This is a genomic window from Embleya scabrispora DSM 41855, from assembly GCF_000372745.1.
GTDB classification, from domain to species: Bacteria; Actinomycetota; Actinomycetes; order Streptomycetales; family Streptomycetaceae; genus Embleya; species Embleya scabrispora.
Map to the genome: position 1 here is coordinate 1 of NZ_KB889682.1, position 12432 is coordinate 12432.

General features: G+C 69.2%; 13 protein-coding genes and 1 pseudogene. 7 read left to right on the plus strand and 7 right to left on the minus strand.

Annotated elements, in window-relative coordinates:
• Window positions 1-47: 47 nt before the first annotated feature.
• Window positions 48-922, plus strand: a protein-coding gene (locus A3IC_RS65410) for an IS5 family transposase (RefSeq protein ID WP_425387326.1) whose coding sequence is annotated in 2 segments (ribosomal slippage) — window positions 48-414 and window positions 414-922 — 876 coding nt in all. Because the reading frame shifts where the segments join, the coding sequence is not laid out codon by codon here.
• Between the two features lie 217 nt (window positions 923-1139).
• Here the strand turns inward: A3IC_RS65410 and A3IC_RS71460 are convergent.
• The 3 genes and pseudogenes from A3IC_RS71460 to A3IC_RS0130030 form a co-directional block, all read right to left on the minus strand.
• Window positions 1140-1313: pseudogene (locus A3IC_RS71460) on the minus strand (IS30 family transposase); the annotation flags it as partial.
• A 420-nt stretch (window positions 1314-1733) separates the two neighbouring features.
• Window positions 1734-3344: an acetolactate synthase large subunit gene (locus A3IC_RS0130020; protein ID WP_026218903.1), complete on the minus strand. Its 1611-nt coding sequence runs from the start codon at window positions 3342-3344 to the stop codon at window positions 1734-1736.
• Window positions 3345-3804: 460 nt separating this feature from the next.
• Window positions 3805-4671, minus strand: a complete 867-nt coding sequence (locus A3IC_RS0130030; RefSeq protein ID WP_020553779.1) for an alpha/beta fold hydrolase — start codon at window positions 4669-4671, stop codon at window positions 3805-3807.
• 106 nt (window positions 4672-4777) lie between these two features.
• On the opposite strand from A3IC_RS0130030, the gene A3IC_RS0130035 reads away from it, so the two are divergent.
• A complete protein-coding gene (locus tag A3IC_RS0130035) occupies window positions 4778-5257 on the plus strand; it encodes a CGNR zinc finger domain-containing protein (RefSeq protein ID WP_020553780.1) in 480 nt (159 codons plus the stop codon).
• Window positions 5258-5405: 148 nt separating this feature from the next.
• Here the strand turns inward: A3IC_RS0130035 and A3IC_RS0130040 are convergent, their stop codons facing one another.
• On the minus strand, window positions 5406-6443 hold the full coding sequence (locus A3IC_RS0130040) for an amidohydrolase family protein (protein WP_020553781.1): 1038 nt from the start codon (window positions 6441-6443) through the stop codon (window positions 5406-5408).
• 128 nt (window positions 6444-6571) lie between these two features.
• Between A3IC_RS0130040 and A3IC_RS0130045 the strand changes: the two genes are divergently transcribed.
• The gene (locus A3IC_RS0130045) at window positions 6572-7300 is read left to right on the plus strand and encodes a TetR/AcrR family transcriptional regulator (RefSeq protein WP_020553782.1); all 729 of its coding nucleotides are present in this window, start codon (window positions 6572-6574) and stop codon (window positions 7298-7300) included.
• Window positions 7301-7514: 214 nt separating this feature from the next.
• On the plus strand, window positions 7515-8366 hold the full coding sequence (locus A3IC_RS57330) for an ATP-binding cassette domain-containing protein (RefSeq protein WP_205354479.1): 852 nt from the start codon (window positions 7515-7517) through the stop codon (window positions 8364-8366).
• A 118-nt stretch (window positions 8367-8484) separates the two neighbouring features.
• On the opposite strand, the gene A3IC_RS57335 is transcribed toward A3IC_RS57330, so the two are convergent.
• Window positions 8485-9090, minus strand: coding sequence for a TetR/AcrR family transcriptional regulator (locus tag A3IC_RS57335; RefSeq protein WP_052173877.1), 606 nt, complete (start codon window positions 9088-9090; stop codon window positions 8485-8487).
• 99 nt (window positions 9091-9189) lie between these two features.
• On the opposite strand from A3IC_RS57335, the gene A3IC_RS0130060 reads away from it, so the two are divergent.
• The 3 genes from A3IC_RS0130060 to A3IC_RS57345 all read left to right on the plus strand — a co-directional run bounded on the left by A3IC_RS0130060 (window position 9190) and on the right by A3IC_RS57345 (window position 11722).
• Window positions 9190-10095, plus strand: coding sequence for an alpha/beta hydrolase family protein (locus A3IC_RS0130060; protein ID WP_020553786.1), 906 nt, complete (start codon window positions 9190-9192; stop codon window positions 10093-10095).
• A gap of 143 nt (window positions 10096-10238) precedes the next feature.
• Entirely contained in the window at window positions 10239-11210 is a 972-nt protein-coding gene (locus A3IC_RS57340) for an alpha/beta hydrolase family protein (RefSeq protein ID WP_106669047.1), read from the plus strand.
• Window positions 11211-11326: 116 nt separating this feature from the next.
• Window positions 11327-11722, plus strand: a complete 396-nt coding sequence (locus tag A3IC_RS57345; RefSeq protein ID WP_020553788.1) for a DUF2255 family protein — start codon at window positions 11327-11329, stop codon at window positions 11720-11722.
• A 103-nt stretch (window positions 11723-11825) separates the two neighbouring features.
• On the opposite strand, the gene A3IC_RS69000 is transcribed toward A3IC_RS57345, so the two are convergent.
• The gene (locus A3IC_RS69000; RefSeq protein ID WP_158696150.1) at window positions 11826-12206 is read right to left on the minus strand and encodes a hypothetical protein; all 381 of its coding nucleotides are present in this window, start codon (window positions 12204-12206) and stop codon (window positions 11826-11828) included.
• Between the two features lie 17 nt (window positions 12207-12223).
• Window positions 12224-12388, minus strand: a complete 165-nt coding sequence (locus A3IC_RS69005; RefSeq protein WP_158696151.1) for a hypothetical protein — start codon at window positions 12386-12388, stop codon at window positions 12224-12226.
• Window positions 12389-12432 lie beyond the last annotated feature (44 nt).

Here is a 12432-nt window from a genome sequence, read left to right on the forward strand (position 1 = left end):
GCTAGGGCCTGTTTCAGAAGTTGATCTTGATCTGCCATGATCATCGTGTGGGACGGGGAGATCTGACGGATGGTCAATGGGCGCGCCTGGAACCGCTGTTGCCGGTCGGCGTCAAGTCCGGACGACCACCGATATGGACGAAACGGCAGCTGATCGACGGGATCCGGTGGCGGACGCGGGCCGGGGTGCCCTGGCGTGACGTGCCGGAGCGGTACGGGCCGTGGCAGACGGTCTACGGCCTGTTCCGTCGGTGGCAGCGCGACGGCACCTGGAAACGCATCCTGGAGCGACTCCAGGCCGACGCCGACGCGCGAGGCCTGATCACCTGGGACGTCAACATCGACTCCACGATCTGCCGCGCGCACCAACACGCCGCCGGAGCCCGTAAAAAGGGGCACTCCAGAGGGAGCCGCCCGGTGGTGTCGCCGTCGAGCCCGACGACCACGCGCTCGGGCGCTCGCGCGGCGGGCTGACGACGAAGATCCACCTGGCCTGCGAACAGGGCCAGAAACCCTTGTCGGTGCTGGTCACGGCCGGACAGCGGGGCGACTCGCCGCAGTTCGCGGCGGTCCTGGACGGGATCCGGGTGCCCCGGATCGGGCCGGGCCGCCCGCGCACCCGGCCCGACCGGGTGCGCGGCGACAAGGCCTACAGCTCCCGAGCCAACCGCGCGCTCCTGCGAAGGCGCCGCATCGCCTGCACCATCCCGGAGAAGGTCGACCAGGCCCGCAACCGCCGCAAACGCGGCCACAAGGGCGGCCGGCCGCCCGCGTTCGACCGCGAGGACTACAAGGCCCGCCACGCGGTCGAATGCGGCATCAACCGCCTCAAGCGAAACCGTGCCGTCGCAACCAGGTACGACAAACTCGCCGTCCGATTCGAAGCCACCATCACCATCGCAGCCATCGGCGAATGGCTGTAACCAAGATCCACTTCTGAAACAGGCCCTAGGAAGACCCCGACACTCGCTGTCCCCGCGGCTCCGCCATGCCGGTGCGGATCCGTACGCCGCGGTGCGATGCCGGCTTCGGCTGACCTTCAGCGGGTGCCCCTCCCACTTCCTTACCCGACCGCTCGGTCCTGTCGGCATATGATGGCGAGTTCAAGTGGTCAGCGCAGCACTGCTGTTCAGGTGGTGCGTAGACCTCTGCCCGAGTGCGGTAGCCATGGGTCTTGCGGGGCCGATGGTTGAGCTCGTGGGCGATGGCCTCCAAGTCGGCCCAGCTGAACGTGCGGAGGTCCGCGCCCTTGGCCAGGTACTGCCGAAGCAGCCGGCTGGTGTTCTCGTTGGTGCCGCGCTGCCACGGGCCGCGGTCCATTGGCGGGATGTGCCGTGCCGAGGTCCGGACGATGCCGCGGGTGGGCCTGCGGGAATCCCCGATGGCGATCGACGCGGGCACCGACTGTCGGGCTTGCGCCGTTCGACCGCCGGTTTGTCCTGGCGCCGGCGAGGATCGTGTCCGTGGCGTCTTGACGCACCCGCTGATCCGGGCGATCGTCGCGCGGCTTCGAGCTCGCGCAGGTCCAGGTTCGAGGCGTCGTAGCCCTTCATCGAGAAGGTGGAGGCCGCGAACCCGATCTCGGGTACCACCTGACCCACACGTAGGCGAGCGGGTCCTTGTTCTCGGGGATGCCGATGTGCATGGCTGTTTCCGTCCTGGTGCTGTCCACTGCGGGACGGAGCGGAAATGTCGAGCGCGTCGTGGAGTTCGGGTTCGGCGCCCACCAGCCGGTCAACGGCCGTTGGGCGACAGCATGGCCTCGATGAGGTGGGGGCCGGGTTCGGACAGGGCGCGCTCGAATTGCCGGGCCAGTTCCTCGGCGGTCCCGGCACGGGTGGCGGGTACGCCCATGCCGTTGGCGAGGGAGACGAAGTCCAGGTCGGGGCGGGACAGGTCGAAGAGTTGGGCCGACGCGTCGGCGATGGCGCCGACGCGTTCCAGCTCCGCACGCAGGATCGCGTAGGACCTGTTGTTGAGGATCACGGTCGTGATGTCGAGCTGTTCCCGGGCGTGGCTCCACAGGGCGGACAGGGTGTACATGGCGCTGCCGTCGGCCTGGAGGCAGATCACGGGACGGTCGGGGCAGGCGATCGCGGCCCCGGTGGCCGACGGCAGCCCCTGGCCGATCGAAAGACCGGTCAACCCCAGCAGGTCGTGGGGCGGCGCACAGGCGGTGGCCGAGTGGAGGGTGGCCATGCCGGCGGTGATGGACTCGTCGACGACAACGGCCTCCGGGGGCAGCAGGGCGCCGACGACCGCCGCCCAGTTGTCGACGGTCAGTTCACCGTGCGGCAGCAGCGGCGGCGACAGTGGAGCGAGGACCGGTTCGGTGTCCGGCGCGATCAGGTCGGCCAGCATGTCCAGGGCGAGCAGGGTGTCGGCGCCTCCGTCCTCGGCCAGGACGTGCACGCGGGTGTCGGGGGGCGTCGGCAGGCTGGTGCGGCCGGGGTAGGCGAACGAGGTCACCGGGATGCGTGCGCCGCACAGGATGAGGTGCCGCGCGTCCCGGAGCTGGACGGTGATCTCCTCGCCCCGATAGGCGAGGGGCTCGACGGAGGGTATTCCGGCGCCTCGGCGCTGACGGGCGGCCCAGTTCCGCGAGAGCAGCCGCGCGCCCGTCGCGCGCTCGATCCGGCTTGCCGCGCGCAGTCCCCGCTCGCTCAACGCCCGACCGTCGAGCAGGAGTACGCACGGTTCTCCCGAGCGCAGCACGCGTGCGATGACTCGCACGTGCGCCTCGGAAGGCGCAGGAGGGGCGGCCGACTTCACCGGTGGAGCCGGCCGGCCTCCGACCGACCAGGACAGGTCCGCCGGGACGATGAGGGTCGAGACGGACCCGGAGGTGCCGGTGCGCGAGGAGCCCTGCCCGGCCGGTTCGGCGCCTGCGGAGGTCAGCGCCGCCGCGACCGCGTCGGCCGCGTCCGTGCCGAGCGCCTCTGTGGTCGCCGAACGCCGCACCCAGCCGGAGACGGTGCCGGCGAGCGCATCGATATCCGATTCGAGCAGGGAGTCCAGAGGCTTGTGGCCGATGGCGTGATCCCCGACGACGTTCACGATCGGGGTGTTCGCGCGGCGGGCGTTGTGCAGGTTCGCGATTCCGTTGGCCAATCCGGGGCCGAGGTGCAGGAGCGTCGCGGCCGGGCGTCCGGTCATGCGTCCGTAGCCGTCGGCCGCGCCCGTGGCGACGCCCTCGAAGAGGCACAGCACCCCGCGCATCCGCGGCACGGTGTCGAGCGCGGCCACGAAATGCATCTCGGACGTGCCCGGGTTGGCGAAGCAGACCCGTACCTCGCTGTCCACCAACGTGCGCACCAACGCATGTGCTCCGGTCGTTCCCCGCATGGTTGCTCCTTCCTTGAGGCCCACGCCCCGGGCCCGGCGGGGCCCGTTCAAGGGCTTACTCCGCTGAGTTTGTCTCGGGGGTGTCGGGCAGATCCGTGGTGGCCCTGGTCTGCCTTGTACCGAGGTCCACCGTGTACAGCTTGTCGGCGGCCGGATCGGTCACGTACGCCGTGCGGTCGCGCAACAGGGTCGGGACGACGTGTCGGCGTCGTCTCGCAGCCCAGAACGAGGCCGGTGTGGGGTCGCTTTCTCGACCGGTCTCGGGCGGTGATCGAGTCCAGCCACGTCAGGGCTTCTCGTAGGGGCCCAAAAGCGGTCCAAGCCCCGTCGACCGCGCGCGGCTGGGCAGCAAGCGCCACGTATCCGGTATAGGCGGAGCGACGACATCCACGTGGTGTTCCTGCGGATCGCCGTTTGCCTCGTCACCCATTGCTTCGTGACACGTTCTTGTTGGGATCTCTTATCCCAGTACCCGCCCGAGGAAGCCGCGCAGGTAGCCGGCGACGACGTCCAGGTGGCTCTCCAGGAGGAAGTGGCCGCCGTCGATGAGGTGCACCTCCGCGTCCTTGGCGTCGCGGGCGAAGGCCCGCGCGCCTGCCGGGCCGAAGATTTCGTTGTTGCGGCCCCACACGGCAAGCACCGGGACCTCGCTGGTGCGCAGGAATTCGTGCAGCGGCGGGTAGAGCGGGCGGTTGTTGCGGTAGTCGCGGAAGAGCGCCAGCTGGACCTCGTCGTTGCCCTCGCGGGAGACGAGGGCGAAGTCGTGCTCCCAGGTGTCCGGGCTGACCAGGCTCGGGTCGGGCACGCCGTGCACGTACTGCCACTGGATGGCGTCGACGCTCAGCGCGGCGCGGACGGCGGGTTCGGTGTCGGGGCCGGGGTTGGCCCCGTAGGCCCAGACGTCGGTCCAGAACGAGTCGACGAAACCGTCCTCGTAGCCGTTGCCGTTCTGGGTGACGAGGGCGGAGATTCGTTCGGGGTGCTCGAGCGCGAGGCGCCATCCGATGGGGGCGCCGTAGTCCTGGACGTAGAGGGCGTAGCGGTCCAGGCCCACTTGGTCGAGCAGACCGGAGGTGAGTTCGGCGAGGGCGTCGAAGGTGTAGGTGAAGTCCTCCACGAGGGGGGCGTCGGAGTGGCCGAAGCCGAGGTGGTCCGGCGCGATGACGTGGTAGTCGTCGGCCAGCAGCGGGATCAGTTCGCGGAACATGAAGGAGCTGGTCGGGTAGCCGTGCAGCAGGACGATCGCGGGGGCGTCGGCGGGGCCGGCTTCCCGGTAGAAGATCTCGTGGCCGTCGACGGTGGCGGTCCGGTGGTGCACCGAATGCATACCTAACCTCTTTAAATGTCTGATCCGGTTAGTTCCTCGTCATGCAAACACGCGATGGGCTAACCTGTCAAATGATTCGATCCGGTTAGAGGGAGGTTGGTGCCCGGTGGACACGCTGCTGGACCTGCTCAACAGCAGGCCACTGGTCAACGGGGAAGAACAGGACGCGCTCGGCGACCCGGTCGGTGGCAGACGCTGGGCGCGGGAGCACGGCGGCGAAGGCAGCCTCGCGGAACTGGCGCTGCTGCGCGAGACGCGGGACGTCCTGCGGGACGTAGTACGCGGAGAACGCCCGCCGACCGCGTTGAGCCCACTGCTCGAAGGAGTCCACCAGATCCCGGAGATCACCGCGGACGGTCTTCAGTGGACGGTCAAGACCCCCCGGCACGCCCGCCCGGCCGTCGAGGCGGTTCTCGCCTGGGCCGCCACCGAGAAGCGACTGCCCGGCCGGCTACGCCCCTGCGCCAACGACGAGTGCCGGCTGTTCCTGCTCGACCGCAGCCGCGCCAACCGTGCCCGCTGGTGCTCGATGGCGGTCTGCGGCAACCGCGAAAAGGCGCGCCGCCACTACGAACGCACCCGCTGACGCGTCCCCCACACGGCGTCCGCAGCCGGCGTTCTCGCAAACCGATGGCGAGCTTGAGTGGCCGGCACGTCAACGCTGTTCAGGAGGTTGGCGTAGACCTCTGCCGAAGCGCATGGCGGTGTTCCGGTCGGCCCCTGTGGGTGACGCTTCAGGCCGTCGGGCGCTTGGCGCGGGCGGTGAGGCGTTCCCAGTTGCGGTGGCCGATGTCGGCTTTCTGGTCGTCGGTGAAGGGCGAGTTCTCCAGGAAGGAGCGGGCTTCGCCGTTGCTGGTGTCGACGTAGGGGAAGCCGCCGGGGCGGAAGCCGTAGGTGAAGGGGTAGTCGGTGGAGTACAGCATCCGATCGGTGCCCATGACCTCGGCGGTCCAGCGCAGGTAGCGGGGGCTGTTGGTGCCGCTGCCGGCGACCCAGAAGTTCTGCTTGAAGTAGTCCGCCAAGGGCTGCCGCAGACCGCCCGCCTCGCCGAAGAAGCCGGTGTGGTCGAGGTAGAACATGACGACCTCGCCCCAGTGGCCGGCGATCACCTGCAGGTCGGGGAACCGGTCGAAGACCCCCGAGAAGATCATGCGCAGGTACTGGACACCGAGGTCGTAGTACCAGCCGAGTCCGGCCCCGGCCAGCACGGTGCCCACGGGCTCCGGGAGGTTGGAGTAGTAGGCGTCGATGACGGGCTGGACCGGCGTCTGCGGGTGGAAGTGCAACGGCACGGCCAGCCGCTCGGCGGTGGCGTACAGCTCGTCGTTGTCCGGGTGGTCGGCCGGTTTGTCTCCGGTGCGGCCGTAGAGCATGGCTCCGGGAAAGCCCAGTTCGCACACCGCGCGCTCCAGCTCGGCCGAGGCCGCGGCCGGCGACTGGGTGGGTATCGCGGCGAACGCCTGGAAGCGGTCGGGCCGGGAGGCGACGATCTCGGCGAGCTGGTCGTTGACGTCGCGGGCCACCGCGACGGCGTCGGTTTCCGGCAGGTCCTGCACGCCCGGCGACGACAGGGACAGCACCGCGACGTCGATGCCCTGGTCGTCCATGTGCGCCAGTCGCCGTTCACCGACCTCGTGCAGGTTCTTCGCGATGGGGCTGTCGCCGAAGCCACGCGAGAAGATCTGCGGCGATCCGGCCCGCTGGTACGCGTTGTAGACGGCCGGTACGACGACGGTCTCTTCCACCCCGATGATCCGCAGACGTTCGGACACGACGGTTCTCCTCGTATCGATGTTTCCAGTGGAATGCCCTCGACGCTACCAGCGATGGTATCGATGTCAACGTGACAGTGATATCGATGATAGTAACGCTGTGGCCCTCGCAGCGTTATCGTTGATCCATGCCTGTCGAACCGACCCATACGCGGCCTGCCGCGGATCCCGGCACCGCCGCGCGTGAGCAGACGCGCCGTCGAGTCGTCGACGCCGCGATCGACCTGCTGGAGCGTGGCGGCCGCGATGCGGTCACCACCCGGGCGGTCGCCGACGCCGCCGGACTGCAGCCACCCGCCCTGTACCGGCTGTTCGGCGACAAGGAGGGGTTGTTGGACGCGGTGGCCGTGTACGGCTTCACCCGGTTCCTGGCCGCCAAGCAGCAGATCGATCCCGCCCCGCAGGATCCGGTCAAGGAACTGCGCGACGGCTGGGACGTCGTGGTCGAGTTCGGACTGGCCAACCCCGCGCTGTACACACTGATGTACGGCGAACCCACCCGGTCCACCGCCGTCTTCCGGATCGGCTTCGAACGCCTCAAGGAGCGAATCCGCCGCATCGCCGCCGCGGGCCTCTTGAGTGTGGAAGAGGGCCTCGCGGCTCAGATCGTCCACGCCACTGCCGGCGGCGCCGTCCTGACCTGGCTGTCCATGCCCGAGTCCGAGCGAGACCCCGCACTCCTCGTCACATTGCGCGAAGCGATGATCACCACCGTCACCACCCGGGAACCGGCCGTGCGGGAACCGGGGCCCGCCGGCGCCGCCCGCGCCCTGCGCGCGGCACTGCCCGGCCAGAGCGTCCTCAGCGACGCCGAACGGCACCTCCTGACGGAATGGCTGCAGCGACTTTCCGTATAGCCGCTCGCTCAACGGGCAGGGTCGCGACGGCGCGGGCAGCCAGTCGTCTCAACGGCGCACGCGTGATAGGTGCGCCCCTCGTACTCCTTGTGTTCCACGACCGCATTGTCCGGCCGGACCTGCGTTCTCCCGAGGTTGATCCTTTGCTTGCCGACGTCGACTGCCAGGGGCATCGAGACGGATGACCTCAGGCACACTCCTGAAGGTGCGCGACTTGGGCGTCGACGCGGTGGGTCCGGACGGTGGCAACCCGATCGTGTCGTCGTTCGGCCTCGACCTGGGTCCAGGAGAGACGATCGGGATCGTGGGCGAGTCCGGGAGCGGCAAGTCCCTGACCGCTCGCGCCATCATGGACGTGTCGCCAGGGACGGCCGCCACTGCGCGAGGTCGGCGACCTGCGCCACTCGGCGTGTGTCCGCCTGCCGGAGATCGGTGCCGACATGGAGGCGAAGCAGCCCGGATCGACGTCGCGGAGCCCTTGGTGAGAGAGGCGCAGTCGGAGCAACCGCTGATCGACATCCGGGACCTTCGCAAGGAATTCCGCATCGGGAAGCGCACCGTCACCGCGCTCGACGGGGTGTCACTGCTGGTGAACCAAGGCGAGAGCGTCGCCATCGTCGGGGAGTCGGGCTCGGGCAAGACCACCCTCGCCCGCACTCTCCTGGGGCTCGAGCGGTGTACCAGCGGAGACATCAGCATCGACGGCGTTCCCGCGCACGACTGGTCCCGACTGAGCGCCGCGGACCGACGTCGCCTTCGTGGGACTGTGCAAATGGTCTTCCAGGATCCCTACGCGAGCCTCAACCCGATGCGAAGCATCGGATCGACTCTGTCCGAGGCGATCAGGTCGCACGACAGCGGCATCAAGGACACGGCGGGCGCGGTGGCCGACCTGTTGAAGACGGTAGGTCTCTCTCCCGCGTACACGCAACGCAAGCCGTCCGCTCTCTCCGGCGGGGAGCGTCAACGCGTCGCGATCGCCAGGGCGCTTGCTGCTCGGCTACCTCGCAGCGCTCGGCAAAGATGTTCGGGCCGTCCGTGCGGGCAGGTCAGCGCCGGCGGGTGAGGCCACCTGCGAAATCGGGAGGGGACGGGCGCCAGGGCGGCCGGCAGGGGAACAGCCGACGGAAAGCGGGGATTCCAATGAACCGCGCCACCCTCCTCCAGGCGATGCCTGCCGCGTGTCACAGGGGCGCTTGCTCACTGTCGACGACGCTCGTGGGCGATGCATCCGGCCGGCAGCCGGCAAGCAGCCGGGCCACCATGGCGCGCGCGTCTTCCCGCTCGTAGCCGGGACCCAGGATGCAGAGGTTGCCGACCGCTCGCATCAGTACGTACGCGTTCAACCTGGGGTCCAGCTGTCCGCGAGCCACGGCGGCGTCGATGAGCAGCCCACACGCCGGCACGAGCTTGTCGAGCATCAGGGAGTGCAGCGTGTGGAGGCCGGCGTCGTCCGACTGCAGGGCCGCCCCGAGCCCGTGCTTGGTGACCAGGAACTCGACGAACGCGTCGGTCCACCGAGACAAGGCGTTCCTTGGTTCCGGCGAACCGGCAAGCTCGATCGCGAGGGCAACGCACTCATCGATCTGATGCCGGTAGACGGCGATGACCAGCTCTGCTCGATGGGGAAAGTGTCGGTACACGGTGCCCAGGCCCACTTGAGCGCGGCCGGCGATGGCACGAATGGGCGCGTTCACGCCCTGCTCGACGAACACCTGGGCCGCTGCCGTCAAGAGCGCCTGACGGGTGCGCTGAGCTCCGGCCTCCCGGGCGCCTCCTTCTCGCGGCACGGCCTCTCCTTGATTAGCGGAACACTGTTCCGCTAAAGTGACGGAACATCGTTCCGCCAAGTATGCGGCACGTGCCCCTCCATGAGGAGACGAGCACCCATGCCTATTCCCGCACAGCACCGGACGATCGCGATCAAGCCGATCGTCGTTCCCGCCGATGGTCGAGACTTCGAGCTGCGGGTGAAGGTGACCGCCCCCGTCCAGGGCGCCGACCTGCCCGTCATCGTGTTCTCCCACGGCAACGCGTGGTCGATGGACGGCTACGGGCCGTTGGTCGACCGCTGGACCGCCGCAGGCTTTGTCGTCGTCCAGCCCACGCATCTGGATTCCCGCCGGTTCGGCATCGGGTTCGACGACCCGCGCTTCGGCGCCATCTGGCGGGTTCGGATCGCCGACCTCCATGGTGTGCTCGACCACCTCGACCACGTCATGGAGCAGGCCGGGCTCACCGACCGGGTCGACGGGTCACGAGTCGCGCTGGTGGGCCACTCCTGGGGCGCCCAGACCGTGGGTGCGCTCCTCGGTGCCCGTGTCTTCGACGACGCCGGCAACCCTGGGGAGGACTTCTCCCGCGACGGCATCAAGGCCGGCGTCTTGATCGCCGCGACCGGAACGGGGGACTCCCTGACTCCGTTCGCTGTCGAGCATCTGTCCTTCATGAGGCCGGACTACAGCACCATGAGTACTCCCGCGCTCGTCATCGCCGGCGAGAAGGACCGGTCGAGGATGTCCACCCGAGGCCCGGACTGGTTCTTCGACGCCTACCGCCTGAGCCCCGCGCCGAAGCGATTGATGATCGTACCGAACGGCGAGCACACCCTGGGCGGCATCGCCGGGGAGGCCGTGGCCGAGACCACCGACACCGACCCTGCCCGCGTGGCCCTCGTGGCCGACGCGGTCGGCGCCTACCTGTTCGACGCTCTCGACGTCCGCACCGACGCCTGGTCCGAGTTCCGCGTCGCAGCGGAGACCGAGCGGAGGGCATCCTTGCGGCGCAAGGACTGACTTCCGCAACCCTCGCTCCCGACCCACCGCCTCAGGCGTGCACGGGCCGGGAGGCACGGTTGGTCGCCCGGCTCCGTCCGTGCCGAGGCACCTCACAAAGCGCACATGGAACCCGGTGACCCCTCGGCCGGATCGGAGACCTCATGACTGAACACATCACCATCCCTCCCCGGGCAGGCGAGCCACTGTCCGGACCGCTCGTTTCGGTGGCACCCATCGCGTTGCCGTCCGAAGAAAGGCCGGCCGAGCTTCAGCTGCGGGTGACGGCGCCGATGACGGACCGGACGTTGCCCGTGGTCGTCCTCTCCCATGGGCACGGTCCTTCCCAATACGTCTCGTCGCTGTACGGCTACGCCTCGCTCGCGAACTACCTGGCGGCCAGCGGTTTTGCGGTCCTGCAGCCCACCCATCCGGACTCGCTGACCCTCGGGCTGCGCAGCGCCGACCACCCGGAAGCGCCGCTCTACTGGCGCTCACGCGCCCACGACGTGTCACGCGTGCTGGACCACCTGAGAGTCCTGGTCGAGTTCGTGCCCCAGGTCGCCGAACGCCTCGACGTCGAACACGTGGCCGTTGTCGGGCACTCGATGGGCGGTCACACGGCGGGGATGGTGCTGGGCGCCCGCCCACGCGACCCAGCCACCGGGGAGCTCGTGAACGCCCGGGACGAGCGGATCACAGCCGGCGTGATGATGGCCGCCCCGGGCCGTGGTGGCGACGCCCTCAACCCGAACGCGGCGCGTCACTACCCGGTCCTCGCCGACACCGACTTCACCGCCATGACCGCGCCCACCCTGGTCGTCGCAGGCGACCGGGACCATGCCCGGCACCTCAACGTCATCGGCGCCGCCTGGCAGACGGACGCGTACCACCTGGCACCTGGCCCAAAGTTCCTGCTCGACGTGCACGGCGGCGAACACAGCCTCGGAGGAATCTCCGGATACGACGTCGCCGAGACCACCGACGAGAGCCTCCCCCGAGCTGCCATGGTGATGCGCCTGACCGCCGCATTTCTGCGCACCCGACTCGGCCTCGACCCCCAAGCCTGGACCGAGGAGACGACACGACTGGCTCGCGAGTCCGCCCACCTGGGAACCGTGCGCGAGAAGGGCTGAAGGGGCACGCGGACTCCCACTCCCAACCCCTCCCGCCCCAGCCCGCGACCCTTGCAGCCGCCATGCCGACCACGGGTCGGCGTCGACGACCGTCCACCTCACGACCAAGGACCGCCATGACCCGCTGGACCCACGACCGGTTGCACCACATCGCTCACGGCAACGACTTCCACATCGCCCCCGACCGCGACGCCGACCTGACCCCGGGACGGTTGATCTGGGTCTGGGCAGTGACGATCGATGAGGACATCTACGTTCGCTCCGCCAACCCGGACTCGCGATGGTTCGCCTCCGCGGTGACCTACCGGCGCGGCTCCGTGTCAATCGCCGGCAATGCGCTGCCTGCGGAGTTCACCCTGGTCACCCGAGACGCGGTCAAGGACCAAGTCGACGACGCCTACCGCGACAAGTACGCCGACGACCCCTACCTGTCCGAAGACCTGCTCGAGAGCTCACGCAACCAGATCGCACGGGTTCGACCGCTCGAGACTCTGTCCACGTCGATTGACTGATCACCCAGCACGGCATCGTCCAGCGCGGTCTTCGCCGGAACAGGAGCCGCAGCAGCAGTGGAGAAGGTGCTCGGCGCCGCGGAGTCCCGCGCCGAGCAAGCCCTCAGAGGAGAGCGGTGTGCAGGCTGAGTTTGCCGGCCGCAGGGCTGGCGTGCGTGGGCATCGGGCGTTCCGGCTTTCGGTGAGCGTCTCCCGGGCCCGCGTGATCCACGAGCTGATCTTGCAGGGCTCGGCGGCATGTCGGCTCGGGCCGGTTCTGCGGTGCCTGAACGGAGGGGGCCACGTGTTTGCGTACGCCCCGGCGGCTGCCGCGGCAGCCGCGAGCCTGGATCTCCAGGAACACTCGGGTGCCGCTGACCTGGCCTTGGGCTCTGGTGAAGCGGGCGTTGAGGTATGCCTTGAAGGGCTCCAGGACGCCGTTGGGACGGCGGTCGCGGGCGGAGGCCGGCAGCTCGTCGAGGTCGGTGTCGCGGTAGCGGCGCACGACCTTGCGGTCGAGGTTCAGACGGCGGGCGATGGGCTGATCGTCCGGCGTTCCTCCGGCAGGTGGAGGATGTTCTCGTAGCGGTGGCGGGTGCGTTCGATGATGCGCCGGGGCCGACCGCACAGCGGTGTTGCGAGGTTCGCCCGGCTGAATGCCGGCATGAGGCGGCCTTCCGGATCCACGGCGCGGTCGAGTAGATCCGCACGCGCCTTTTCGCCGGCGTCGT